General features: G+C 63.6%; 25 protein-coding genes. 17 read left to right on the plus strand and 8 right to left on the minus strand.

Going from position 1 to position 25,812, the window contains the following annotated elements:
• The first annotated feature begins 94 nt into the window (after positions 1-94).
• The 3 genes from rfaD to waaC are packed head-to-tail and all read left to right on the plus strand — an operon-like array spanning position 95 to position 2,996.
• Complete coding sequence (gene rfaD, locus P9230_RS06315; RefSeq protein ID WP_278117947.1) at positions 95-1,045, plus strand: ADP-glyceromanno-heptose 6-epimerase; 951 nt, start codon at positions 95-97, stop codon at positions 1,043-1,045.
• Complete coding sequence (waaF, locus tag P9230_RS06320) at positions 1,018-2,025, plus strand: lipopolysaccharide heptosyltransferase II (protein WP_278117949.1); 1,008 nt, start codon at positions 1,018-1,020, stop codon at positions 2,023-2,025. The genes rfaD and waaF overlap by 28 nt, the downstream gene beginning before the upstream one ends.
• Complete coding sequence (gene waaC, locus P9230_RS06325) at positions 2,022-2,996, plus strand: lipopolysaccharide heptosyltransferase I (RefSeq protein ID WP_278117951.1); 975 nt, start codon at positions 2,022-2,024, stop codon at positions 2,994-2,996. The genes waaF and waaC overlap by 4 nt, the downstream gene beginning before the upstream one ends.
• A 3-nt stretch (positions 2,997-2,999) precedes the next feature.
• On the opposite strand, the gene greA is transcribed toward waaC, so the two are convergent.
• Together greA and P9230_RS06335 are read right to left on the minus strand one after the other, a co-directional pair.
• Positions 3,000-3,473, minus strand: a complete 474-nt coding sequence (greA, locus tag P9230_RS06330; RefSeq protein ID WP_027168132.1) for a transcription elongation factor GreA — start codon at positions 3,471-3,473, stop codon at positions 3,000-3,002.
• Between the two features lie 276 nt (positions 3,474-3,749).
• Complete coding sequence (locus P9230_RS06335; RefSeq protein WP_095781311.1) at positions 3,750-4,289, minus strand: tetratricopeptide repeat protein; 540 nt, start codon at positions 4,287-4,289, stop codon at positions 3,750-3,752.
• A gap of 179 nt (positions 4,290-4,468) precedes the next feature.
• Here P9230_RS06335 and P9230_RS06340 point away from each other — a divergent pair, with 179 nt between their 5' ends.
• The 5 genes from P9230_RS06340 to P9230_RS06360 all read left to right on the plus strand — a co-directional run bounded on the left by P9230_RS06340 (position 4,469) and on the right by P9230_RS06360 (position 9,248).
• Positions 4,469-4,894, plus strand: coding sequence for a DUF3775 domain-containing protein (locus P9230_RS06340; protein WP_067326696.1), 426 nt, complete (start codon positions 4,469-4,471; stop codon positions 4,892-4,894).
• Positions 4,895-5,087: 193 nt separating this feature from the next.
• Complete coding sequence (locus tag P9230_RS06345) at positions 5,088-6,122, plus strand: extensin family protein (RefSeq protein ID WP_278118349.1); 1,035 nt, start codon at positions 5,088-5,090, stop codon at positions 6,120-6,122.
• Positions 6,123-6,307: 185 nt separating this feature from the next.
• On the plus strand, positions 6,308-7,060 hold the full coding sequence (locus P9230_RS06350; RefSeq protein ID WP_245299594.1) for an extensin family protein: 753 nt from the start codon (positions 6,308-6,310) through the stop codon (positions 7,058-7,060).
• A gap of 72 nt (positions 7,061-7,132) precedes the next feature.
• Positions 7,133-7,840 (plus strand): LssY C-terminal domain-containing protein, encoded by a 708-nt coding sequence (locus tag P9230_RS06355; protein ID WP_067326649.1) that lies wholly within the window; start codon positions 7,133-7,135, stop codon positions 7,838-7,840.
• 94 nt (positions 7,841-7,934) lie between these two features.
• Entirely contained in the window at positions 7,935-9,248 is a 1,314-nt protein-coding gene (locus P9230_RS06360) for a hemolysin family protein (RefSeq protein WP_127217375.1), read from the plus strand.
• A gap of 35 nt (positions 9,249-9,283) precedes the next feature.
• Here the strand turns inward: P9230_RS06360 and P9230_RS06365 are convergent, their stop codons facing one another.
• Complete coding sequence (locus tag P9230_RS06365; protein WP_278117955.1) at positions 9,284-9,706, minus strand: GNAT family N-acetyltransferase; 423 nt, start codon at positions 9,704-9,706, stop codon at positions 9,284-9,286.
• A gap of 36 nt (positions 9,707-9,742) precedes the next feature.
• On the opposite strand from P9230_RS06365, the gene P9230_RS06370 reads away from it, so the two are divergent.
• Positions 9,743-10,243, plus strand: coding sequence for a gamma-glutamylcyclotransferase family protein (locus P9230_RS06370; protein ID WP_278117957.1), 501 nt, complete (start codon positions 9,743-9,745; stop codon positions 10,241-10,243).
• Positions 10,244-10,360: 117 nt separating this feature from the next.
• Here P9230_RS06370 and P9230_RS06375 read toward each other — a convergent pair whose 3' ends face one another.
• Positions 10,361-10,966 (minus strand): NADPH-dependent FMN reductase, encoded by a 606-nt coding sequence (locus P9230_RS06375; RefSeq protein ID WP_067326641.1) that lies wholly within the window; start codon positions 10,964-10,966, stop codon positions 10,361-10,363.
• Positions 10,967-11,058: 92 nt separating this feature from the next.
• Between P9230_RS06375 and P9230_RS06380 the strand changes: the two genes are divergently transcribed.
• Entirely contained in the window at positions 11,059-11,427 is a 369-nt protein-coding gene (locus tag P9230_RS06380) for a helix-turn-helix domain-containing protein (protein ID WP_278117960.1), read from the plus strand.
• 478 nt (positions 11,428-11,905) lie between these two features.
• Here P9230_RS06380 and P9230_RS06385 read toward each other — a convergent pair whose 3' ends face one another.
• A complete protein-coding gene (locus tag P9230_RS06385) occupies positions 11,906-12,301 on the minus strand; it encodes an acyl-CoA thioesterase (protein WP_066994459.1) in 396 nt (131 codons plus the stop codon).
• Positions 12,302-12,488: 187 nt separating this feature from the next.
• Here P9230_RS06385 and P9230_RS06390 point away from each other — a divergent pair, with 187 nt between their 5' ends.
• From P9230_RS06390 to P9230_RS06400, 3 genes are read left to right on the plus strand one after another with little or no spacing between them, the layout of a single operon-like run.
• Positions 12,489-14,105 (plus strand): GMC family oxidoreductase N-terminal domain-containing protein, encoded by a 1,617-nt coding sequence (locus tag P9230_RS06390; protein WP_278118351.1) that lies wholly within the window; start codon positions 12,489-12,491, stop codon positions 14,103-14,105.
• Positions 14,102-15,313, plus strand: coding sequence for a mandelate racemase/muconate lactonizing enzyme family protein (locus P9230_RS06395; protein ID WP_278117963.1), 1,212 nt, complete (start codon positions 14,102-14,104; stop codon positions 15,311-15,313). Before P9230_RS06390 ends, P9230_RS06395 begins: the two co-directional genes overlap by 4 nt.
• A complete protein-coding gene (locus P9230_RS06400; protein WP_127215777.1) occupies positions 15,310-16,233 on the plus strand; it encodes an NAD(P)-dependent oxidoreductase in 924 nt (307 codons plus the stop codon). The genes P9230_RS06395 and P9230_RS06400 overlap by 4 nt, the downstream gene beginning before the upstream one ends.
• A gap of 72 nt (positions 16,234-16,305) precedes the next feature.
• Here P9230_RS06400 and P9230_RS06405 read toward each other — a convergent pair whose 3' ends face one another.
• Positions 16,306-17,244: a diacylglycerol kinase family protein gene (locus P9230_RS06405; RefSeq protein ID WP_066994447.1), complete on the minus strand. Its 939-nt coding sequence runs from the start codon at positions 17,242-17,244 to the stop codon at positions 16,306-16,308.
• An 828-nt stretch (positions 17,245-18,072) separates the two neighbouring features.
• Between P9230_RS06405 and P9230_RS06410 the strand changes: the two genes are divergently transcribed.
• The gene (locus tag P9230_RS06410) at positions 18,073-18,594 is read left to right on the plus strand and encodes a hypothetical protein (RefSeq protein WP_095826559.1); all 522 of its coding nucleotides are present in this window, start codon (positions 18,073-18,075) and stop codon (positions 18,592-18,594) included.
• A 56-nt stretch (positions 18,595-18,650) separates the two neighbouring features.
• Here the strand turns inward: P9230_RS06410 and P9230_RS06415 are convergent, their stop codons facing one another.
• Complete coding sequence (locus P9230_RS06415) at positions 18,651-19,139, minus strand: hypothetical protein (RefSeq protein ID WP_278117966.1); 489 nt, start codon at positions 19,137-19,139, stop codon at positions 18,651-18,653.
• Positions 19,140-19,390: 251 nt separating this feature from the next.
• On the opposite strand from P9230_RS06415, the gene P9230_RS06420 reads away from it, so the two are divergent.
• Complete coding sequence (locus P9230_RS06420; RefSeq protein ID WP_347403972.1) at positions 19,391-19,915, plus strand: DUF2314 domain-containing protein; 525 nt, start codon at positions 19,391-19,393, stop codon at positions 19,913-19,915.
• Positions 19,916-19,989: 74 nt separating this feature from the next.
• Here the strand turns inward: P9230_RS06420 and P9230_RS06425 are convergent, their stop codons facing one another.
• Complete coding sequence (locus P9230_RS06425; RefSeq protein ID WP_278117968.1) at positions 19,990-21,033, minus strand: CapA family protein; 1,044 nt, start codon at positions 21,031-21,033, stop codon at positions 19,990-19,992.
• A 119-nt stretch (positions 21,034-21,152) separates the two neighbouring features.
• Here P9230_RS06425 and P9230_RS06430 point away from each other — a divergent pair, with 119 nt between their 5' ends.
• Positions 21,153-22,403, plus strand: a complete 1,251-nt coding sequence (locus tag P9230_RS06430; RefSeq protein WP_278117970.1) for a hypothetical protein — start codon at positions 21,153-21,155, stop codon at positions 22,401-22,403.
• A gap of 118 nt (positions 22,404-22,521) precedes the next feature.
• Complete coding sequence (uvrB, locus tag P9230_RS06435; RefSeq protein ID WP_278117972.1) at positions 22,522-25,599, plus strand: excinuclease ABC subunit UvrB; 3,078 nt, start codon at positions 22,522-22,524, stop codon at positions 25,597-25,599.
• Positions 25,600-25,812 lie beyond the last annotated feature (213 nt).

Below are 25,812 nucleotides of genomic sequence, written 5' to 3' on the forward strand. Positions count from 1 at the left end.
TAGCCGACGCTCCGCAACCGGCGACCTTTTATCGACACTCTCTCGCGCCTCCCCTATAAGGGCCGGAATCGGCAACGAAACAAGGCTCACAAGGATGATCATCGTCACGGGCGGCGCCGGCATGATCGGCTCCAACATCGTCGCCGCGCTGAATGCCGAAGGGCATGACGATATCTTGGTCGTCGACGATCTGACCGACGGCCACAAGATCGCCAATCTGGCCGATCTCCGCATTGCCGACTATCTCGACAAGGACGAGCTTCCGGCCCGGCTCGAGGATGGCAGGCTGGGCCGCATCGACGCCGTCTTCCATCAGGGCGCCTGCTCGACCACCACCGAATGGAACGGCAAGTTCATGATGGACGTGAACTACGCTTATTCGAAGCGCCTGCTGCACGCCTGCCTGGCACTGCGCGTGCCCTTCCTCTATGCCTCCTCGGCTTCGGTCTATGGCGGCGGCAGCGAGTTTCGCGAAGAGCCCGAATTCGAACGGCCACTCAACGTCTACGCCTATTCTAAGAAGCTGTTCGACGACTATGTCCGCCGCAATGTCTTCGACACCGATCACTCGCAGGTGGCCGGCCTGCGCTATTTCAACGTCTACGGGCCGCGCGAGGCGCATAAGGGCGCCATGGCCTCGGTCGCCTTCCATTTGTTCAACCAGGTCGAGCAGGGCCAGAACCCGAAGCTGTTCGGCGCCTATGGCGGGTTCGGCCCCGGCGAGCAGAGCCGCGACTTCATCCATGTCGGCGACGTCGCCGACGTCAATCTATGGCTATGGAAGCGGGGCTCAAGCGGCATCTTCAACTGCGGCACCGGCCGTGCCCAGCCGTTCCGCGCCATTGCCGAGACGGTGATCGATACGCTCGGCAAGGGTGAGATGGAGTTCGTTCCCTTCCCCGAACACCTGAAGGGCAGCTACCAGAGTTTTACCGAGGCGGATATGTCCCGCTTACGCGCGGCCGGCTACAATGGCCAATTCCGCACCGTCGAAACCGGCGTCAGAGACTATGTCCAATGGCTGAAAGCCCAACGATCCTCGTGATCGGCCCACGCTGGGTGGGCGACATGGTCATGGCCCAGTGCCTGTTCGCGGCGCTGAAGGAAAAGCATCCGAATGCCGCGATCGACGTGCTCGCGCCGGCTTGGGCAGCGCCCCTGGTCAAGCGCATGCCCGAAATACGCTGCCAGATCGACTTTCCGCTGATGCCCGGCACGCTCGAATTCCGCAGCCGCAGGCGCTTCGGCCGCCTGCTGCGCGGCCGCTACGACATGGCCTATGTGCTGCCGGGGAGCTGGAAATCGGCGCTGATCCCGTTCTTCGCCCGGATTCCGCGCCGCGTCGGCCATCTGAGGGAAATGCGCTACGGCCTGCTGACCGACATCGTTCCGCTGCCCGATGCGGTGAAGCGGCGCACGGCTCAGGCCTATTTCGGCCTGGCGCGCGGCGGCACCTTTCGCCCGCCGAAGCTCACCGTCGATATGGCCAATCAGGCCGATCTGCTGGCGCGGTTCGGGCTCAGCGCAAAAGAATTCGTCGCCCTGTTGCCGGGCGCCGAGTTCGGCCCGGCAAAGCGCTGGCCGAGCGAATACTATGCCGAGCTAGCCCGCGGGATGATGGCAAAAGGCCTGGGCGTCGCCTTGCTCGGCTCGAAGAACGATGCTGAGGTTACCGGCGAGATCGCGAGGCTTGCGCCGGGCTCCGTCGACCTTGCCGGCAGGACGAAGCTGGAGGATGCCATCGACCTGATCGCCGCGGCGAAGCTAGCCGTCTCGAACGACAGCGGGCTTATGCATGTGGCCGCCGCCGTCGACACGCCAATCATCGCCGTCTATGGCTCGACCTCGCCCGAAAACACGCCGCCGCTGACCGATCGTTCGGAACTGATCTGGCTGCACCTCTCCTGCTCGCCCTGCCACAGCAAGGTCTGCCCGCTCGGCCATCTCAACTGCCTTAAGACGCTCGATGTCGCGCGGGTCGCCGCCGCAGCCGACCGGTTGCTTGAAATTCCTGCGACCGCATGAGGGTTCTGATCGTCAAGACATCATCGATGGGGGATGTCATCCACACCTTCCCGGCCGTCGAGGACGCGCTCCGCAATCGCCCGGACATAAGCTTCGACTGGTGCGTGGAAGAGGCCTTTGCCGCCGTCGTCGACTTGCATCCGGCGATCGGAACCATCCACAAGGTGGCGATCCGGCGCTGGCGCAAGAAGCCGTTCGACCGCGGCACATGGCGCGAGGTGGCGGGCCTGCGACGTGCGCTTCGCTCGGGTCGCTATGACCTGGTCATCGATGCACAGGGGCTGGTGAAATCGGCCGTGGTCGCCAAGCAATCCGGCGCGCCGATCGCCGGCTTCGACCGCTCCAGCGCCCGCGAGCCCTCGGCGACGCTGCTTTACGAGCGCAAATACGCCGTGCCGCGCGAGTTGCACGCCATCGAGCGCACCAGACGCCTGTTCGGCCTGGCGCTGGGGTATCAGGCGGACCTCTCGACGCTCAACTCCGGCATAGTGCCGCCGGCAGGCGGACTTTCCGGCGTCGAAGGCAAAACGGCTTTCCTGCTGCACGGCACCAGCCGCGAAGACAAGAAATGGCCGGTCGAAGACTGGGTCGAGACTGCGCGCCGACTGGTGTCGCAGCAATTTACACCGATCGTCACCTGGTCGAACGAAGCGGAGAAGCGTGTTGCCGAGGCGATCGCCGGCGCCGTGCCGGAAACGGTGCTGGTTCCGAAATCGCCGCTAGCGGATGTCGCTGCGATCCTCGGCCGGTCGACGCTCGTCATCGGCGCCGACACCGGCCTCACCCATCTCGCCAGCGCTTTCGGCCTGCCGACCGTCGCCATATTCCTGGCGACGGAGCCCGGCCTGACCGGCCCGCGCGGGCCGTTTTCATCGACACTGCTGGCGCCCGCCGGCGGCAAAGTCACGCCGGCCGAAGTTATGGCTGAAGCAGAGCGGCTGCTCGTGCTTAGATCGGAAACGCCAGTCTAGCCCTCAAATAAATTGCACCTGGACGATCTCGTAACCCCGTGCGCCGCCCGGGGCGTTGACCTCGATGGCATCGCCGACTTCTTTGCCGATCAACGCGCGCGCGATCGGCGAGGAGATCGAGATACGGCCGGACTTCACGTCCGCTTCCTGGTCGCCGACGATTTGATAGGTCTTCTTTTCCTCGGTGTCCTCGTCGACCAGCACGACCGTGGCGCCGAACTTCACCTTGTCGCCGCTGAGCTTCGAGACATCGATCACCTCGGCGCGCGCGATCAGGTCCTCGAGCTCGTTGATACGGCCCTCATTGTGGCTCTGCGACTCTTTAGCCGCGTGGTACTCGGCATTTTCGGACAGGTCGCCATGCGAGCGCGCTTCGGAGATCGCCTCGATGATGCGTGGACGCTCTTCCTGCTGGCGCCAGCGCAGTTCTTCCTTCAATGACGCGAACCCCTCGCCTGTCATCGGGACCTTGATCATGATGCCTGACCTTTCCTGCCACTACCCCCGCTTTTCGGGAATAGCCTTGTCGTTGGGTACAAAAAGAAAACGGTCCGGCAGCCTCGGGCTAACGGAACCGTTTCACCACAATTTCCCTGAATATAGCGATCTCCGCGCGATTTTCACGCTCAAAAATGAAGTTCAGTAAAATCACCACCGCTTTCGCAAGGCCATCCGGCGCTAAATCCGCAATGCCGGCAGCAAAAAACCGGCTGCGATTGCTCGCAGCCGGCCTCGAAAAGCATCTGAGAAGAATCAGCTCCTCAGGAAACGCTCGATCTGTTCTGACAACATGCCGTATTCGCGCGAGCCTTTGCCGGTCCGCTTCTCGATTTCCTTGAGCTGCTCCTGCGCGCCGGCAAGATCGCCGATTTGCAGATGGGCCTCGCCGAGATATTCGCGCACCAGCGTGTAGTCGGGGTCGATGCGCAGCGCTTCCTCGTAATAGCCGAGGCCGACCGTGACACGGCCGGAATGGCGATGCGAATAGCCGAGATAGTTGAGAATGCGCGGATCCTGCTTGTTGGCGGCGAGCGTCAGCACCGAGATCGCCTCGTCGTAGCGCCCGGCCATCGCCAGATCGTGGCCTGCCTCGTAGATGCTGTCGTCATCCAGCATGCCGTACTGCGGCACGACGCATTTCTTCTTTTTCTTGTCCCAGACCTGACCCTTCTTGCATTGAGTGGTAGTCTGGCTGCCACCGCCACCGCCCTCGCCGGCGGTGAATGCAGGCGCCGCGAACAGCGGCAGGCTAACGGCAGCAGCCAAGACCTGAACAAGCAAACGTCTGCGCATCGGAGCCTCCTTGAGCGTGACAACGGCAGATTAACGCCGCTTCGATGCGGTTTCATCCCGAAAACCTGTCAAAAGCCAAACTATTTGGAGGTCAGGCAGCGCATCGCCTCTGCGAACGGATGTGACGCGGGCCGCAAATCCGCTATCATCAGTCGAGCGCACGACGAGGAGAAAGGCCAGTGCAGCAGCGCCTCGAGAAGGAATGGGAGCTTTCCATCGACCCGGATACCGTGCGCCTGTTCATCCTGAAGGCCAAGGCGCTGAGCGCAGCCGTCAACGAGGACTACGACGACGGCGCCGAGCACGAGGTCGAGTTCGATGGCGACAGGCACGACAATCATCATCACGACGGCCTTGTCGAGGAGGCATCGGAAGACCTCACCGAGGAGGAATTCCGCGAGCTTATCAACGACCTCAATGTCGATGAAGCGGCCGAGCTCGTAGCGTTGGCCTGGGTGGGCCGCGGCGACTACGAAGCTTCCGAATGGGTCGACGCGGTGGCGGCCGCGCGCGAGCGCGCCAACAAGCGCACCGCAAAGTACCTGCTCGGACTGCCGCAGCTCGCCGATTGGCTGGAGGAAGGCCTGGAGGCGATCGGCGCGTAACGAACCGGTAACCGATTTTGATCGCAGCGCCGCAGCGTCCAAGGCAACCTTGCGATGCCGGGCCCGTTTCCGGCCGATGGCGAGGCTGAGCTTTTGCGGATTTTGCAGACTGGCGCTGCCTTTGGCGGCGGGGATTTTGCTGGTCACGCCGGCCGATGCCAAGCATCGTCACAGGCAGCCGCTGACACCGCGCATGGAGCAGCCGTTGACGCAGCGGGCGGATCAACCACTGCGGCTGAGGAGCAAGCACCGCGTGAGACCGCGCGGCAAGCAGCAAGTCGCGCCAAAGCTGGCGCAACAGCAAACGCAGGACCAGCCGATCTTGCCCGCCGATGCTCTGGTGCCAGAACCACGGCCCGCGGAAGCGCAAAAGGCCGGCACCGCAACGCTGGAAGAGCAGAAGGCTGCCGGTCCAAAGGACGCTGACGCATCTGACCCGATCAATCAGGAAAAGTCTCGTGAGGGAAAGCGGCAGCATCCCGAGCCTTCGGCCACCGAGCCGTCAACCGACACGGAAGGCGAACCTGAGGCGCCGTCTGCGGTGCCGATTCCGACGCAACGACCCGACATCGCGGAACCGAAGCCGCCCGCTGCCGCACCGAAGCCACCTGAAAAGCCGGCTGATACCCACGACAACAAAATACTGCCCGATCCGCGCTCCGCTGAGCTGCCAGCCGACAAGATGCCGGCGGAGGAGGTTGCCTGCCGTGAGCGCCTCAAGACGCTCGGCGTCGAATTCGAGGAGCACAAGGCCGAGCACGACGCCGAGATCGGCTGCTCCATTCCCTATCCCATCGTCATGAAAACATTAGGAAAATCGATCAGTATAGGCGCCGGAGCCGAACTCAACTGCCAAATGGCGGAGGCTGCGGCACGATTTGCCGTCGAAGTCATCCAACCCGCCGCGAAGGCCGAATTTGGCGCCGATCTCAAATCGATCGGCCAGGCCTCCGCCTTTGTTTGCCGCCCGCGCAACGGTGGTGGAAAGCTTTCGGAGCACGCCTTCGGCAATGCGCTGGACATCGCGTCCTTCACACTCTCCGACGGCAGGACGATCGAGGTCGGCCCGGTGCCGCCCGAAAAAGATGCAAACTTCCTGAACACGATCCGCAAGGCCGCCTGCGGGCCGTTCAAGACGGTGCTCGGCCCAGGCAGCGATCCGGACCACGCGCTGCACTTCCACTTCGACCTCGAGCCGAGACGAAATGGCGGAACGTTCTGCCAATGAGTGGGTGCGAAGAACAGATGCCGCAATTCGGCCCCAGGCGTGAATGCCGGCGCTGATCTTTCCTTTACTCTTGCCGACTAGACTTGTGCCATCCGGGGACAGGATGCCTTTCGATGGCCGCAATATTTGGCGCCAGCCTCGCCTTGGCGCGACTAAGCACTCGTGCGCGCTCCGTTGCCGTCAGAATGACAACGGGGCTCGCAATCACAGCGGTCTCGGCCTGCACCACCGGCGATGTCTTTTCGCTGCAGCCGGCCGTCGACGTCGGCAGCCAGACCTCCGCCATGCCCGAGGCTCCGCAATATTCCGGCATGCAGAGGCTTGTTCCGTCCGATCCCTACCTGACCCAGGCAGCCTATCCGCGCATGGATGAGCCCTTGTCTTCGCCCGAGCAGATGCCGGCCGGCGAGATCGACTGCCGCAATGAATTGAAACGGCTTGGCGTCGTTTACCAGGACATCCAGCCTATCCACGAAGGCCAGTGCGGCATCGACTTCCCGGTGAAAGTTTCAGCCATCGGCAGCGTCGAGATGAAACCGGCAGCGACACTGACCTGCAACATGGCCGCGACCTTCGCCGCCTGGACCAGGAACGAGCTCGTGCCGGCAGCCCGCTGGCGCTATTTCTCCGGCGTCAGGGCGATCCACCAGGGCTCGAGCTATTCCTGCCGCAAGATCGCCGGCGAGGGCGTCTTGTCGGAGCACGGCAAGGGCAATGCGCTCGACGTCATGAGCATCGAGCTCAACAATGGCAACGACATCGACGTTCGCAAGCCTGGCCTGTTTGCGTTCCGCACCCGCGGCTTCCTCAACAATGTTCGCGCCGACGGCTGCCAATATTTCAACACGGTCCTCGGCCCGGGCTACAATTACGACCACCGCAACCACTTTCACTTCGACGTCAAGAATCGCAGGAACGGCTACCGCGCCTGCCGCTGACCTTCGGCCTACTGCCCAACCGGCCCAACACCGCATAGAGTGGGCCGGGCACAGGCTTGGGAGTGGTCTCTCGTGGGTGAGCGAAGCCTTAGGCGACGCGCGGCGATCTGGCTGGCGGCTTTCTGTGCTTTCTATCTTGGCTTTGCCTACCTTGCCGCGCCGGAATTCTGGACCTGGCGGGAGCACGGCTTCCGCACGCAGCGCTTCGAGATGGTGACGCATACGCCGCAGGGCATTCCCGGCGACCCTATCAATGTTGGACTTGTCGGCACCGAGAAGGAGGTGGTCCACGCTTTTGCCGTGGCCGGCTGGGACACGGCCGACGCCGTCACGCTCAGGACAGCGATCGACATCGGCGAGAGCGTCCTGTTCTCCCGACCCTATCCCGATGCGCCGATCAGCCGCCTGCTGTTTGAAGGCCGCGCCCAGGACCTCGCTTTCGAAAAGCCCGTCGGCGACAGCGCCGACCGGCGCCACCACGTCCGCTTCTGGCAGACAAATACCGTCGGCGATGACGGCCGCCCGCTCTGGCTGGGTGCCGCCAGCTTCGACCGCGGCGTCGGCTTGAGCCACGACACCGGTGCCATCACTCACCATATCGGCGCGGACATCGATGCCGAGCGCAACTTGCTGATCGGCGACCTCAGCACCGCAGGCATGCTGACATCGACCAGCGAGATCCCGGGGATCGGCGCGACGAAAAACGGCAGGAACGGCGGCGGCGATCCCTATTTCACCGACGGTATGGCGGTGGTTGGCGTGTTGAAGCAATTGCCCTAGCGCATCCGGCATTCTCGAAGCGGCAAACGGCGCAATTCGAAAAACGCCCAACCCGCTATTTTCGAATGCACCGCAGCAATGCTATTGACGCCGCATGCTATACGTCGAAATCGCCGTTGTGGCCGCCCTCATCCTGGTGAACGGCCTTTTGGCCATGTCGGAGCTGGCTATCGTCTCGTCGCGCCCGGCCCGCCTCAAGGCGATGATCGACCGCAATGTCAGGGGTGCCGGCCGCGCGCTGGCCCTCGGCTCCAACCCCGGCAAGTTTCTGTCCTCGGTGCAGATCGGCATCACCCTGGTCGGCGTCCTTTCCGGCGCCTTTTCCGGTGCCACGCTCGGCGAGCGACTGGCTCAATACTTGGCCTCGACCGGCATCCGCGAGAACATCGCCGACCCCATCGGCGTCGGCATTGTCGTCGCGGTCATCACCTACGCCTCGCTGATCGTCGGCGAGCTCGTGCCGAAGCAGATCGCGCTCAGGGATCCTGAGCGCGTCGCAGTCCGCGCCGCGCCGGCGATGACCATTCTCGCCAAGGTATCGGCGCCGCTCGTCTTTCTGCTCGACATTTCCGGCCGCGCGGTTTTGTGGTTGCTCGGCCAGGCCGGCGAGGCGGAAGAGAAGGTCACGGACGAGGAGATCAAGATGCTGGTCGCCGAGGCCGAGCATCACGGCACCATCGAATCCGACGAGCGCCGCATGATCGCCGGCGTCATGCGCCTTGGCGACCGCGCCGTGCGCGCCGTGATGACGCCGCGCACCGAGGTCGACTGGATCAACCTGCAATCCGACGAGGCGGCCATCAAGCGGCTTCTGATGGAGAGCCAGCATTCGCGCCTGCCTGCGGGCGACGGCAATGTCGATGCCATGATAGGGGTCATCCAGACGCGCGACGTGCTGGCCGCCCTTCTTGCCGGCAGGGTGTTGGATCCGCGCCAGCATGTGCGCACCGCGCCAATCGTCCATGATCAGGCCGACGCACTCGACGTGCTGCAAAGGCTGCGGGAATCGGACGTCCCCATGGCGCTCGTCCATGACGAATACGGCCATTTCGAAGGCATCGTCACGCCGGCCGACATCCTGGAAGCGATCACCGGCGTCTTCCGCTCGGACCTCGACGCCGGCGAGGAAGAGAACGCGGTCAAACGCGAGGACGGCTCATGGCTGCTTGCCGGCTACATGCAGGCTGACGAGATGGCCGAGGTGCTGGGCATCGACTTGCCGGAGAACCGCGACTACGAGACGGTGGCCGGCTATGTGCTGTCGCATCTGCACCACCTTCCCGCTACCGGCGAATGCGTGGACGCGCAAGGCTGGCGCTTCGAGGTGGTCGACCTCGACGGCCGGCGTATCGACAAGCTGATCGCCACCCGCCTGCCCGACGGCCACCGTCCGATGGCGCGCCGATAGCGAGCCTGGATCTGCCGGGTTTTCCCAACATCCATTCAGGCCAGTTCCTTGCGAAGAAAGACGCGGGCCTGCCCATCGAACCCGAACGGAACGCGGCCGAATTCCACATAACCGTGGCGGATGTAGAATCCAGGCGCCTGAAAGCTGCTTGTCTCCACGACGGCGCGTCTGCAGCCCCGCGCCTTTGCCTCTTCTTCGACGGCGGCAAGCAACCGGGCGCCGTAAGACAGACCGCGTAAATGCGCGGGCACGAAAAACATGTCCAAGAACAGAAGACCGAGTTCGGTACTTCCCCATAGGCCGCCCAAAGCTTTGCCCGAGCCAGCACACAATACGGCGCCTATGGGAATGCGGTCGTCCGTCCCTGTGATGGCGACGTTATAGCGGTAGAGCGCCGCGGCGGCCTCGGCTTTCGCGGCTTCGTCCGCAGACAGGATGATTGGGAATTCTTGAGTCATGCGGATTTGCGCCTGCCCTGAACATGGCGAAAACGGATGAACTTCCAGCTTCGGCCGGCGTTCCGGAGAATGCTCGTCAACCTCTTCGTGTTCGGAACCTTGAAGAGAGGGTTTCCTCTTCACAAGGCGGGTTTGTCCGGGGCCGCGTGCATCGGTGCCTGCAGGACCCGTGAGCGTTTCCCGATGCTGATTGCCGGACCTCGCTTCGCTCCGATGATGTTCAATGAACCGGGTCTCGGCTTCCACGTCAGGGGCGAGCTCTACGCGGTCGACGACCGCGCCCTGGCCGGGCTTGACCGGATCGAATCCGTTGGCAAGCCCGGCAACCTGCGCGTCCCGATCGAGGTTGAGCCCATTGAAGGCGGTCCGCATGTCCTGGCGCAGGCTTACATGAAATCCCGCCGTCTCGCGGATCCGTCCATTCGGGATATCTGGATTTCTACGACGATCGGCGTTTCAAACTTCACGCGAACGCCTAAGGTTGCGCCCGAAGGATGCCCAATTGAGATCCGACTTTCTCCAGTATGTCTGACATAAAAGCGGCAACAGAGCGAAATCCTTGAGCGATCCTCTGTCGAACGACCGAGGCTTCCGCAAATAAAAGGGGCGGCGCAAGCGCCGCCCTTAGATGATATTTTGGGAGGATGAAGCGGCTTAAGCCGCCTGGGCTTCACTGGCGATCGCGTCGGCGGCGCGCGCCGCCTTCAGCACCTTCGCCCACCAGGCAACGTCATTGATGAGCGCCGCCGCCGCCTGGTTCAGATGTTCGATCTCTTCCAGCTTCTTGTCGCCCTGGCGGACCGCAAGGAAATCGCCCCAGGCGATGTGCACTGCCGACTTGACCGGCGCCATTTGTAGCTCGACGGCGATCAGGCGAAGCTGCTCGACGGCGCGCGCGCCGCCGACGCTGCCATAGCCGACGAAACCAGCCGGCTTCTTGTTCCATTCATTGGCGGCGTAATCGATGGCGTTCTTCAAGACGGCGGTCGGCGCGTGATTGTATTCAGCCGCGGTGAAGATGAAGCCGTCGAACTCGGCGACCTTCTTCTGCCAGCGCTGCGCCACCTCGTTCTGCGACGGCGCCCAGGCCGAGGATGCGACCTCATCGAAGAACGGCAGCGGCCAGTCGCGCAAATCAACGACTTCGACGTCGATATCGGCATGCGTCTTGGCAATCTTGGCGATCCACTGCGTCGGGACGTCGGCGAAGCGGGCGGCGCGCGTCGAACCGACGACAATGGCGATTTTGGGTTTGGACATAAGCGGGCTCTCCTTGCGGGGGAATTTCGGTATCGTTTGGATACCGGCGCTATATGTGATACTGACAAAGTGGCGCGCAAGGAGGCACATTTTTGTTACCGAGGCACCCGTACAACACTGAGGACTGCCGGGCCGTATCGGAAATCCTGCAACGGGTCGGCGACAAATGGACCGTTCTGGTGGTCGGCAAGCTGGGCGGCGGACCGATGCGCTTCAATGAATTGCGCACGGCCGTCGGCGGCATCTCACAGAAGATGCTGACCATCACCTTGCGCGGTCTGGAGCGCGACGGCTTTGTCACGCGCAAGGTTTTCCCGACCATTCCGCCGCGCGTCGATTACGAGCTGACCGCGCTCGGCCACGAGTTGCTGGTGCCGGTTGGCGCGCTCGGCGAATGGGCACGAAAGAATACCAATCGAGTACGCGCGGCGCGCGCGAAATTCGATGGCGAGCATCCCTGAAGGCCTTGAAGCGCAACGTGTTGCGAGCATCGCTCCGCAGCGTTGCTGACTGAGCAAGGAGTCTGCAGTTGTGTCTTTTTGACTTGTCGTATTCGAGGGCACATCAACCTTGATGCCCGCCCGACCCTGACGGCTTTGGTCGCGCCTGAGAGGAGCACTCAGGCTTTTGACGTGGTACTGCCACGGGGCGCCAAGGAGCAGACTGCGCACATCGCTCCCTGACTCTGGTCCGCCCCGAAACCATGCACCCACGCGGTGCGCGGGAGCTCTTTTTTCACTTCTGCATAGGCAGTTATGCCGAGCAAGCAGGTAAGTGCGAGAAGGGCTGCCACGAGCCAGCCGTTCAGCATATGTTGACGCATTGTCTTTCCTCCAGCGGCACGCACCGTCGGGTGCGGAAGCAACCATCGGTTGTCGTCGGACGCACGTCCCGCGCAAGAGTTGTTACAAATTTGCCTGTCCGGGGAATCGTTCGCCGTCAGCTTTCGGCTGGGACCGGCTTCGGCTTGCCGTCGCCGTCGAGCGCCACCATGACGAAATCGGCATGGGTGACCTTCTCCATCAGGTCGGCGAGATAACGCTGCGCCCAGGCCTCAACCTTGAGCGTCATCGAGGTGCGGCCGACGCGCTCGACATGGGTGTAGATGCAGAGCGTGTCGCCGATCTTCATCGGCTTGGCGAAGGACATCTCCTTGACCGCCGCCGTCACCACACGGCCCTTGGCCCGTTCGGCCGCGCGGATGCCGCAGGCCAGGTCCATCTGCGCCATCACCCAGCCGCCAAATATGTCGCCGGCGGCATTGGCATCCGACGGCATGGCGAGCGTCCTCAATGTCAGGTCGCCGAGCGGCTTGCCGTCCGCGTAGTGCACCATCAGGGGTCCTCCAGCCGCTGCTTCCTGAAGCCGTACCAATGCCATCGCGATGTCGCAAGCTTTGCTGAAGGCGAAGGACGCGTCGCGGCTCGGTCGCTTTTTTCACAAGCCATGCCGGAAGCCCCGGCGACGACGTGAGCCGGCAATGTCTAGGCTAAGCCCGGATCTCGGAGCCCGCCCGCGCATCATGCAGACTTATCATTTCATTATCGTCGGCTCCGGCTCGGCCGGTTCGGTGGTCGCGGAAAGGCTCTCGGCTTCCGGCCGCTTTTCGGTACTGGTGCTGGAGGCAGGCGGAACCGACCGCCGTTTCTATGTCCAGATGCCGCTCGGCTACGGGAAGACCTTCTTCGATCCGGCCGTCAACTGGAACTACAAGGCCGATCCCGATCCCGGCCTCGGCAACAATGCCGACCACTGGCCGCGCGGCAAGCTGCTCGGCGGCTCGAGCTCGATCAACGCCATGGTCTTCATTCGCGGCGCGCGCGAGGACTTCGATTCCTGGGCCGCCGCCGGCAATGCGGGCTGGAGCTATGACGACCTGCTCCCCGCTTTCAAAGCGTTGGAGGACAACGAGGCCGGCGCCGACCAATGGCGCGGGGTCGGCGGCCCCTTGCACATCACCGATTGCTCGAATGCGGTGCATCCGCTGACCAAGCGCTATCTGGCGGCCGCCCAGCAGGCCGGACTGCCGTTAAATCCGGATTTTAACGGCGCCTCCCAGGAGGGCGTCGGCGTCTACCAGATCACCACCAGGAACGGCCGCCGCATGTCCGCCGCCCGCGCGTTCCTGCGCCCGGCGATGAAGCGCAACAATGTGCGCGTCGAGACCAACGCGCTGGCGACGAAAATCCTGTTCGAGGGCAAGCGCGCCGTCGGCGTCGAGTACCAGCAAAACGGCGAAACCAAGAGGGTCCGCGCGGGCCGCGAGGTGATCCTCTCCGGCGGCTCGATCAACTCGCCGCAACTGCTGCAGCTCTCCGGTGTGGGCCCGTCGGCGCTGCTCGGCGATCTCGGCATCCCAGTCGTCCACGCCAACGACAATGTCGGGGCCAACCTGCAAGACCATGTCGGCATCAACTACACCTTCAAGGGCAAGCTGCCGACGCTGAACCAGATCCTGCGGCCATGGTGGGGCAAGCTGCTGGTGGGCATGCAGTACATCCTGCTGCGTTCCGGTCCGCTGTCGTTGTCGATGAACAATGCCGGCGGCTTCTTCCGCACCGACCCGTCGATGGCGCGGCCGAACATGCAGCTCTATTTCCAGGCCTTCTCGACCGTCATCCCCAAGAGCGGCGAGCGCCCGATCCTGACGCCCGATCCGTGGCCGGGCTTCTCCATCGGCCTTTCCAATTGCCGGCCGTCGAGTCGCGGCGAGATCATGATCCGCTCGAAGGATCCGCGCGACTATCCGAAGATCACGGCGAACGCCTATTCGACCAACGCCGATGTCGACGAGATGCTGGCGGCGGTGAAGTTCGTGCGCAAGATCGCCTCGATGCCGGCGATGGCCGAGATCATCGAGGAAGAAGTTTTGCCTGGTCCGTCAATTACTTCCGATGCCGATCTGATTCAGGATTTCAGGAAGCGCTCGGGCACCGTCTACCATCCCGTCTCGACCTGTCGCATGGGTCCGGACGCTTCGCGCGCCGTCGTCGATCCCCGACTTCGGGTGCATGGGCTCGAGGGCTTGCGTGTGATCGACGCATCGATCTTTCCCGACAACATCACGGGCAACACCAACGCCGCCGCAATCCTCACCGGATGGAAAGGCGCCGAGCGGGTTCTGGAGGATCAGAAATGAAAGTCACCGACGTCAAGACCTGGGTTGTCGGCAACCCGCCGCCCGGCATCGGCGGCAAGTATTTCATCTTCGTCAAGCTCACCACCGATGGCGGCGTGGTCGGCTATGGCGAGGCCTACAACGCCACCTTCTCGGCGCATGTCACTGCCAAGATGATCGAGGATATGGCCGAGCGCTACCTCATCGGCCGCGATCCGCACGATATCGAGAACCTCTTCCGCCGCGTCTATTCCTCCGGCTTCACCCAGCGTCCCGACGTTTCCGGGATGGGGTGCTTTTCGGCACTCGAAATGGCCTGCTGGGACATCATCGGCAAGGAGGCCGGCAAGCCGGCCTACAAGCTGCTCGGCGGCCAGGTGCACGAGACGCTGCGCTCCTACACCTATCTCTATCCGCACACCGGCAGCGTCCATTCGGAAGACGCCCGCGGCCAGAACGTCTACAACGATCCCGACATGGCCGCGGCCTGCGCTCTGGAATATGTCGAGCAGGGATTCAACGCCGTCAAGCTCGACCCGGCCGGGCCTTACACGGCCTATGACGGCCATCAGCCGCGCCTGATCGACATCGACCTCTCGGCGCGCATGATCAAGGCGATCCGCGAGGCGGTAGGCACCAGGGCGGACATCCTGTTCGGAACCCATGGCCAGTTCACCGCCTCCGGTGCGCTTCGTATGGCCCGTGCAATCGAGCCCTACGATCCGCTGTGGTTCGAGGAGCCGGTGCCGCCGGACATGCCCGAGGTGATGGCGCAGGTCGCTCGCGGCACCTCGATTCCTATCGCCACCGGCGAGCGGCTGACGACAAAATTCGAATTCGCGCGCGTCATCGAGAACCGCGCCGCGACCATCCTGCAGCCGGATCTCGGCCGCTCCGGCGGCATTCTCGAAACCAAGAAGATCGCCGCCATGGCCGAGGCCTACCACATCCAGGTCGCGCCGCATTGCTATTGCGGGCCGATCGTCGGCGCCGCCAACATCCAGCTTGCGGTGACTCTGCCCAACTTCCTCATCCTGGAATCGTTGAAGCAGTGGGACGGTTTTCACGCCACGCTGCTCAAGAAGAAGATCGAATGGCAGGATGGCCACGTCATCCCGTCGAAGGAGCCAGGCCTCGGTGTCGAGCTCAACGAGGAAATCTGCGAGGCGCACCCCTATAGCGGCAAGGACCTGCATCTGCAGATGATGCAGACGCCGCTGATGCCGTGACCGCGCGCCTCGCCTACGCCTTCATCGGCCTTGGTCATCTCGGCGGCAACCTTGCCGCCAGCCTGCTGCGCCACGGCTTCGCTGTTGCCGTTTTCGACCGTGACCCAGCGGCGGTTGCGCGTTTGGTCGCGCTCGGCGCAACGGCGGCGGCGAGCCCGGCCGATGCCGCGACCCGCGCCGGCAATGCGATCACCTGCCTGCCCTCGCCGAAAGTGAGCGAAGCTGTGCTCGCCGGTTCTGACGGATTGCTGGACGGCCTGGCCGCCGGCGGCACCTGGATCGAAATGTCGACCAACGGCCGTGACGAGATCCTGCGGCTGGCCGCACTTGCTTCGGCGAAAGGTATCGAGACGCTGGAATGTCCGGTCACCGGCGGCGTGCACCTGGCGGCGGCAGGAAAGATCACCGCGCTGGTCGGCGGCGACGCCGCGCTCTACGAGCTCCACCGACCGGCCATCGAGGCGATGTGCGCGAAGTCGTTGCTGATGGGTCCTGTCGGCTCGGGGGCGGTGATCAAGGTCATCACCAACATGCTGGCCTTCATTCATCTGGTCGCCGCCGGCGAAGCATTGATGCTCGCCAACCAGGGCGGGCTCGACCTCGCCCAAGCCTATCACGCCATCGTCGCGTCTTCCGGCAACAGCTTCGTCCACGAGACCGAAAGCCAGCTCATCCTGAACGGCTCCTACGACATCGGCTTCACCATGGACCTGGCTTTGAAGGATCTCGGTTTCGCGTTGGGCATGGCCAGGGATTTTCGCGTGCCGCTGCAACTGGCACCACTCGTCAACCAGATTTTCGAGGTCGGCAGGCAGAAGTATGGCGGTGGCGCCTGGTCGACCCAGATCGTCAAGCTTCTGGAGGATGCGGTCGGCACGGAGCTTCGCGCGCCAGGCTTCCCGGCCAAGCTCGAACTGTAATCCGCCAAAACTTTAGCCAGCTATTTCAATCGCCTAATCACACCGGCGGAATCAAACCTTCAGGCAGGTGATTCAACACCTGAGCGTCAATGCGCCGGGCAATATCTCGAAAGTTGCCGGAATCCGACCTGGCGACTCGCCGTCTATGTCGACTAGCGCTCCGTTCTTCTCAACGTCGCCTAGCGGTTCGACCAGCACCTTGCGACCGCGCAGGATGGTGATCGCCGGATGGTTGCGGTGGCGCCCGCCATAGAGGAGACGGATGTCGCGGATCAGCCCAAGCTTGCCGGCGGCGCGCAGGATGACGACATCGAACTGGCCGTCGGACAGATCGGCGTCCGGCGCAATCATCATGCCGCCACCGAAGAATTTCCCGTTGGCTACCGCCACCAGCGCCATGCGCGCCTCGACCGGCTCGCCGTCGTCTATGGTGATCCTGACCTCCTGGAAGCGATAGCGGATGAATTCCAGCACTGTGCGCCAGAAGAAAAGCGCTTTGGCCGAGACCCTGCCCTTGCGCTTGTCCGCATTGACCGCGCGATCGGTGGCGCCGGAGAGGCCGAGGCTGGCGATGTTGATGAAGTGACGGCTGGCGAGCGCGCCGTGGTCGTCGATGTAGCAGACGCGGCCGGCATCGACCTTGCGCGCGCCGGCGCCGGCGATACGCGCCAGTGCTTCCTCGATTTCGTCGGGCAGGCCGAGCCCTCTGGCGAAATCGATACCGGTGCCGCAGGGCAAAAGGCCGAGCGCGCTGGTCCGGCCGGTCTCATGCTCTGCCTGCAGCAGCCCGTCCGCCACCTCGCTGGCGGTGCCGTCGCCGCCGGCCGCGATCACCAGATCGCACCCGCTGGCCGCGAGGTCGATTGCCAATCGCTCGGCGTCGCCGCTGGTCTGCGTCTCGCGCAGCTCGAAATCTCCGAAATGCCTCTTGAGCGATGCGGCGGCTTCGGACCAATGCCGCTTGAGCTTGCCCCCTCCCGCTATCGGATTGAGAACCACCCCGACCTTCAACCTGATCTCCCCCGAGGCATATTGCGTGGAAGCGCAAGGCGACTCGGCTGATGCAGCGCCACAGCACTTTGCCGGCATTCAAACGCGGGCCGACTGGCGGGGCAAGGCTCATCGTCGAAAGGACCGCGGAAAGGGGACAGGCTGTCTAAGGCGTTCGGCCCGCAAATTCCGAGACTTGTCGCATCGGTCCCCGATAATCCCGCTATCCACAGGTCCGCGTCTATTCCGCAAATTCCTTACCCGGCATACATTGAACCCATCTCAGGCGGCTACCGAACGCCCCGGCCGAAAGGCAGAAGCGCAAGGCGGATTTCCTGAGGCCCGTACGGCCCAGAACGAGAGCAGGTTCGCCTGCTGGAGGGACGGATGCCGAGACCTACGGGTGCCGCGGAAAGCGTGCGAACGCCGACGGCGGACCGATGCTGCCATGAAGGCGGGTGAAACCTTCGATGGTGCGCCGGCAAAGCCCGCAAGGGTGGAGATCGGCGTGGTCTGGAACGGACGCTGCCTTCGGGTGGCGACTGGCAGGACCGTCAAAATCAAGGCCGGCCTGGCGCGACGACTTTACGGAAGTTGCTGCCGTAACCGGTTCCTGATCTGACAGGGAGGCGCTGGGAGCAATCCCAGCGCCGACTGTTTTTTGGGCTGCCCCTTTCACCGGCCCTTTTCCCAGCGTCCTGCACCTCCCCAGCATCTGCCACTGATGCTTCCCCGCCACAGTCGCAAGCCAAGCAACGCGCCGACACTCTCAATTCACAATCGCGGCCAAATCCCGCCTTGTTCCCCGGCGATTGATCGCCTGGGAACGAAGTTCAAAGGGACAAGACCGTGATCAAGACCGCCCTTGTCGCCATGACCATTGTCGGCTGCGACTGCGACGCCAAGCTCTGCGAGTATATCGGCGAGACTCCCGCCAAATGGGCGACGATTGCCGACTGCGAAGCGGCGATGAAGAGCCAGATGCTGCATCAGCGCAATTTCAATTATCCGCTGGTTTCCGGCATCTGCCGCACCAAAGGGTCGGCATCGACTTCGGAGCTCGCAGCCAAAGCGTCAAGGCCGGAGCTGAGGCCGCCGAACCGCGTCGTCGAACCCATTGCCCCATTGCCGCCCGAGCTCAGCCGTCGGCCGAGCGTCCCGGTCGGCACGACGGTGACGGCGAGCGAGACGGAAGCCGCGCGGCCTGTTGCCTTCGAGGCCGCGGTCGACGGCGGCAGCGCCGTGCTCTATCGCACCAAGGCTGGTTATGCCGTGGTCAAGACCGATCTCGGCCGCGCGGCCAACGCGACGGTGGACATGGCAAAGCGATCGGCGAACTGGCTGGCGGGACTGGTGCCGAGCGGGCTGTAATCCAGCACCGGAAGCGCACGAAACCGGTATTCCAGGCACTTGAATATCAGCGCGCCTTACAGTTTGACCTTCAGCGTCTGCCAGAATTTGTCGATCATCGGTTGCTCGGTTGCGGTGTCCTGATCGCCGATGCGCGTGATGAACAGCAGCCCCTGATCGGCAAGACCGAAGCCGACGATCTCGAAATCGGCCTTGTCGGTACGCGTCTTCACGGTTGTCTTGATGCCGGTCAACTGCTTGCCGTAGGCGAGCTTGCGGGTCGTCGGCTCCTGTATCAGCGTGCCGCCCGCCTGAACCGACTCCTTGGTCATCTCCTGCAGCATCAGCTGATTGAGCGACACCGGATCCATCTTGCCGTATTCCTGCACCACGACGACGGTGCCGAGGGCCGAGGCAGCGAGGTATTGGGTGATGCTCTCGCCGAGATCCGTCTTGGTGACGGAAATGCTGCTCGGATGAACAAAGGAAAACCTGCCGCCGGAGAAAGTGGCGAAGTCGTTGCGGTCGAGCCGCACCCTGGCCCTCTTACCGCCGGGCAAGGTCACGTCTGCATCCTCGCCGGGATCATCGCCGTGGCACCAAGTTTCATTCGCATGTCCTGTCCTCTCCGGCGCTCGGCGCTTTCGACTCTTTGACGACCGAGAGCGCTTCCGTTCCCGTTACCATCCGCTCGTGACGGATAGACTGACCACCCCGCAAAAACCATAGGGGTACCGGAACGCTGCAGACGAAGGCCGCCGCTGGCGCGCCGGAACAATGCAGTGCCTGATTGATAATGCCGGCACGATGCGGGAAGATGAGCGCCTACCTGGAGTTGGGGGGCTTCATGACCTTTGCCGTTCGCGCCACACTAAGCTTGTTACTGGCACTCGCGCCCTTGCCTGTTCGAGCGCAGGACACCGATCAAGGTGACGACAAAACGGTGATGGTAGCCCCGGACGATGCCGAAATGGCGGCGGCGATTGCAAAGGCACGATCCAGCCTGGACGACTTCCTGGCTTTGTCCGACGCGCCGCCGCCGGGAACCGGCAGGTTCAAGCTGAAGGTCATGGTGGTCGACGGACATGCGACGGAGCATTGCTGGGTCATCCCCTTCAAGCGGACCGCCACCGGCTTTGTCGGCATATTGGCGAACGAGCCGAAACTCGTCCGCAACGTGGTATTCGGCCAGAACATCGAATTCTCCAAGGACGATATCTCCGACTGGGGATACACCAGGGACCGCCATCAGGTCGGCAGCTTCACCGTCTGCGTGATGTTCAAGAAAATGTCCAAGGAAGAAGCGGATTACATGCGCACCCAATACGGCTTCGACTGCTGAACTGCATCCAAGGCATTACAGCTGCCTTTGCGGCAAGCTCGCCGCAGCCAGTCGGCCCGGTCAGCAGTCGGCTGTCAGCCGGAAAAGATCGCGCTCAGGCGTTCGGTAACCTTCCGCTTCAACAATTCCTCCTTCAGCGCCTCCACCGGCACCAGCTGCTCATGGCCGCCTTTGGCGAGGCGCATGAAGAAATGCAGTTTGTAAGCGGCAATCTTGCCTCGCGCGGCTGCGTCCGTGCGGACGTCGACGACCAGGATCGAACCGATGCGGCCGGGCCATGGCTGCCTGGCAAAAGCCGTGCCGAGGAAGTCGCCGAGACCGTAGGCCACGAGCGCATCGCCGATGCGCTCGAGCGGCTGCACGACATGGGCGTGGTGGCCGGCGATCAGCCGCACGCCGTAACCCGCCAGCCGTCGCGCCAGTGCCCGCGTCGCAGGTCTCGGAAAATGTCGGAACTCCCAGTCCCAATGCGGCACCGCGCAGAGCAAGTCGACGTCCGCGAGGATCCCGAGCGGCCATTCGGCCGGATCGCCCGCCATGGAAATCCGCGCCCGAAATTCGGCCTCGTCAGCGTTGCGCCAAAGCGTGAACGCGGCGAAGCCGATCGTCAGCGGCCCGGCGGCCTGGTGTTGGACCGGGCCGCCGGCCGCGGTGCCGATGGTGCGGATGCCGAGCCGCTTCAGCGCCGCGACCGTCTCGTCGAAGCCGGCAACGCCCTGGTCGAGGACATGATTGTTGGCGAGCGACAGCACGAGCCTGTCACGGGCAATGCCGACGGCTGCCAGCGAATCCGCCAGGAAGCATTCGCTCATCGCGTGATGCGTGCCAAGCCGCGTGCCCGCCACCGCGCTCGGCCGCTCGACGATCGGGCTTTCGCAATTGCCGACCACGAGATCGGCCGAAGCGAGCAGCGCCGCGATCGCAGGGTCGCATTCCGGCACCGTGCGATTGGCGACCGCCGACAGGTCGCCGATGAAGGCAAGCCGCACAGTTTGCGTTGGCCCCGGCACCATCAGCGTCGCTGCCGGCGCCGCGAAACCGTTTCTGTCGCCGCCAAGCGACGGCTTCAGAAAACGCGGCAGCCACGACAATTTGTAGGAGAGCGGATAATTCGACACGCGATGCCTCAACCGTTTGCCATCGTGTGTAGACCGTCTTCGCGACAGGAGAAAGCTGCAGGCGAAGCGCCGCAAATCCGTATATTGTGGCTGGCGGGATTGGGACGGGAGGATCCATCGTGAAGCGACTGTCGGGCCTTGTGGCACTCACACTCTTGCTGCTCCTGCCGTTTGCTTACGCCAAAGCGGCTAGCCCCGACCCGGCCGCCCTGTTCGAGGCGAAGACCGTAGCGGATCGGAATACTGCCTTGGCGGCACTGGAGGCGGCGGCACCGGGCGATCCGGCATCGGCCTATGCCGCCGGCGCCGGCGAATTCTTTACCGCGCTGGAAATCCTGGCCAGCGGTCTGCATCGGCACGGTTTCGAGAGCCCGCAATCCTTCATGCTACCGCTGATGCGGCTGCCCGTGCCGGACAATCCCAGTCCCGAGCCGCTGACCTATGAAAAGTTCCGCGCCATCCTGATCGCTTTCCGCGACCGTCTGGAGAAATCCGCCGCCACGCTGGGCTCGGTGCCCGCCGATGCCGATATCGGCATGGTGGTCGACCTCGCTCATGCCGGTATCGATCTCAACGAGGACGGCAACATCGCGCCGGACGAAAGCATCGCCGCGATCATGGCCTCGCTCTCACGCGGCGTCGACGCGAGCGATGCCGCCCCTTCGCTTGCCTTCCGCTTCGACCGCGCCGACGGCTTCTGGCTGCAAGGTTACGCCGAGTTCCTGATGGCGCAGGCCGATTTCTGGCTGGCGCATGATGTCAGAGCCATGTTCGACGGCTCTTTCCACATGCTGTTTCCGCACGCGAAACTGCCGCTGCAGGACGCGCTGGTCCCGCCGGATGGCGGCATGAGCGGCAGCATCTTCGCCTCGGAATGGCGCTTTGCCGACTTCATCTCGCTGGTGCATCTCGTCAACTGGCCGGTGATCGAGCCGGAGCGCCGGAAGGCGGCGCGCCGTCACCTGCTGGAGATGATCCGGCTTTCGCGCGAGGACTGGAAAGCGATACTCGCCGAAACCGACAATGACCGCGAATGGCTGCCGGGACCGCAGCAGAAGGGCGTCAACCCGCTCACCGGCCTCGAGGTCGGCGAGGCGCAAGTGAAGGCATGGCTTGCCGCCCTGACCATGGCAGAGGACCTTCTTGAAGGCCGCGTACTGCTGCCGCATTTTCGCATCATCGGCAAAGGCATCAACATGAAGCGCTTCTTCGACGAGCCGAAACCTTTCGACCTCGTCCTGTCGATCACCGGCCCGGCCATCGCGCCCTATCTCGAAAGTGGAAAAATCCTCACCAGCGACGATTTCAATCAGATTCAGCGCGAGTTCGGCGGCGCCGGCTTCCTGATATTCGCGCTGTGGTTCAACTGAAACGAAACAGCGCGTGCGACATGCCTCCTGACAGCCTTCTGTCAGCAGGCTCGGCAGCGCGCACCCGCCATTCCACTCCGCTCTTTCCATTTCGGCCGAGTCCTCCCATATTCGGGCCATGGCCAAACGCACCGACAAGAAAACGCCCTCGCCGGCGCAAGAGGGCGCGCCGAAACGGCGCAGTCCGCTGACCGAATTCCTCGACGCCGCCGAGCCCCTGGAGCGCGGCGGCTTCGCCGAAGCGCCGCAAAGCGAGTTCTCCGGCGCGCCTCTCACCGGCTCGATCTCCGATTGGGCCGGACAGATCGAGCGCGAGGCGCAAAAGCAGCCGAAGGCCAAAGCGCCGAAGAAAATCCCCGAGCGCTCTGCTGCGCCCGGGCGCACGGCGCGCGGCACCTCGATGGGCGGCGCGGCATCGGCGAAAGAACGCGCCGCCGCCGGCCTCAACCCGGTGGCCGGCCTCGACATCAGCCTGGAGGACGCCGAGCAGGTTTCCTCGAGCGGTGTGACCGCGACCGTCGCCGCACTGTCGAGGCTCATCGAATCCGGCAATCCGCTGCACAAGGATGGCCAGCTTTGGACGCCGCACCGGCCTGCCCGGCCGGAAAAATCGGAAGGCGGCATCGCCATCAAGATGGTGTCGGATTTCGAGCCCGCCGGCGACCAGCCGACCGCCATCAAGGACCTTGTCGAGGGTGTCGAGCAAAGCGACCGCACCCAGGTGCTGCTCGGCGTGACCGGCTCCGGCAAGACCTTCACCATGGCCAAGGTGATCGAGGAAACGCAGCGCCCTGCCCTGATCCTGGCGCCGAACAAGACGCTGGCCGCGCAGCTCTATGCCGAGTTCAAGAAATTCTTCCCCGAAAACGCGGTCGAGTATTTCGTCTCCTATTACGACTACTACCAGCCGGAAGCCTACGTCCCGCGCACCGACACCTATATCGAGAAGGAATCCTCGATCAACGAGCAGATCGACCGCATGCGCCACTCGGCGACGCGCTCGCTGCTGGAGCGTGATGACGTCATCATCGTCGCCTCCGTCTCCTGCATCTACGGTATCGGCTCGGTCGAGACCTACACGGCGATGACCTTCCAGATGCAGGTCGGTGACCGGCTCGACCAGCGCGCCTTGCTTGCCGACCTCGTCGCCCAGCAATACAAGCGCCAGGACATCAACTTCGTGCGCGGCTCGTTCCGCGTGCGCGGCGACACGATCGAGATCTTTCCGGCCCACCTCGAAGACCGCGCCTGGCGCATCTCGATGTTCGGCGACGAGATCGAGGCGATCACCGAGTTCGATCCGCTGACCGGCCAGAAGACCGGCGAGCTGAAGAGCGTCAAGATCTACGCCAATTCGCACTATGTGACGCCGCGGCCGACCTTGAATCAGGCTATCAAGTCGATCAAGGAAGAGCTGCAATACCGCCTGCAAGAGCTTGAAAAGGCTGGCCGTCTGCTTGAAGCGCAACGTCTCGAGCAGCGCACGCGCTTCGACCTCGAGATGCTCGAGGCGACCGGTTCCTGCGCCGGCATCGAGAATTATTCGCGCTATCTCACCGGTCGCCAGCCGGGCGAGCCGCCGCCGACCCTGTTCGAATATGTGCCGGACAATGCGCTGATCTTCATCGACGAGAGCCACGTCACAGTGCCGCAGATCGGCGGCATGTATCGCGGCGACTTCCGCCGCAAGGCGACGCTGGCCGAGTACGGCTTCCGCCTGCCCTCCTGCATGGACAACCGGCCGCTGCGCTTCGAGGAATGGGACGCCATGCGCCCGCTGTCGATCGCCGTCTCGGCGACGCCGGGCGGCTGGGAGCTCGACCAGTCCGGCGGCGTCTTCGCCGAGCAGGTCATCCGCCCGACCGGCCTGATCGACCCGCCGGTCGAGGTGCGCCCCGCCAAGAGCCAGGTCGACGATGTCGTCGGCGAAATCCGTGAGACGACCAGGCTGGGCTACCGTACGCTGGTCACGGTTCTCACCAAGCGCATGGCCGAAGACCTCACCGAATATCTGCATGAGAACGGCATTCGAGTCCGCTACATGCACTCCGATATCGACACGCTGGAGCGCATCGAGATCCTGCGCGACCTGCGCCTCGGCGCCTTCGACGTGCTGGTCGGCATCAACCTGCTCCGCGAAGGCCTCGACATTCCCGAATGCGGCTTCGTCGCCATCCTCGATGCCGACAAGGAAGGTTTCCTTCGTTCGGAAACCTCGCTGATCCAGACCATCGGCCGCGCCGCCCGCAACGTCGACGGCAAGGTCATCCTCTACGCCGACCAGATCACCGGCTCGATGGAACGGGCGATGGCGGAGACCAACCGCCGCCGCGAGAAGCAGATGGAGTGGAACGCGGCCAACGGCATCACGCCGGAATCGGTCAAGTCGCGCATCGCCGACATCCTCGACTCCGTCTACGAGAAGGATCACGTGCGCGCCGACATCTCGCAGTTCACCGACGATGCCGGCGCCATGATCGGCAACAATCTGAAAACCCATCTCGAGGCGCTGGACAAGCAGATGCGCGATGCCGCCGCCAATCTCGACTTCGAGAAGGCCGCCCGCATCCGCGACGAGATCAAGCGGCTGCGCGAAATGGAGCTGTCCATCTCGGACGATCCGCTCGCCCGCTACGCCGACATGGAAAGCCCGGTTTCCGGCCGCGAGAAAGGCAGGCACAACAAGGGACGTGCGGTGCACCGCACCGTCGATGACGACGGCAAGGGCCTGTTCCGCAAGCCGGATCTCGATGAGATGGGCGCGGACGGCGCGGTGCCGGTGAAGAAGCCTCTTTTCGCCAGGCCCTCGATCGACGACATGGGACCGGGCACCGATATGGCAACACCCGCTGGCGCGGTCTCGCGTTCGCTGTTCAAGAAGCAGTCGGCGCAGGAAGCGCATGGCTCCGACTTCGGCATCCCGGGCGATCGCACCGGGTCGCTGTTCCGCAAGAACTCGCTCGACGAGATGACGGTGCGCCGTACCGAAAAACCCGTCGAAGGAACGGTGCCTACGAAGCCACGGCCAATCTCCCCCCTTGTGGGGGAGATGTCCGGCAGGACAGAGGGGGGCGCGAAGGAACGCGACGATAAACCCATCGTCCGCCAGCGCTCTGGCATCGGCTCTTACGAAGACCCAGCCGATGAGCGCCGTCAAAAGCGCCGGCCGAGCAAGACTGGGCGGCCGGGGCACTGATTTCTGAAGAGATTGATGTTGACATGCCGGCGGGACAGCGCTCTGTCCTGCCGGACATCTCCCCCACAATGGGCCCACAAGAGGGAGGTCGGCAGTTTCAGCGCTCCGCTCTGTCCTGCCGCCCCTTGCCATGTCCCCCTCCCGAGGTGTACCCAGTTTCCCAATTCGAACATCTGGAAAGGAGGGCTGCGTGTCTATCGATCACCACCGTCA

The sequence above is a fragment of the Mesorhizobium sp. WSM4887 genome (genome assembly GCF_029625865.1).
Classification (GTDB): domain Bacteria; phylum Pseudomonadota; class Alphaproteobacteria; order Rhizobiales; family Rhizobiaceae; genus Mesorhizobium.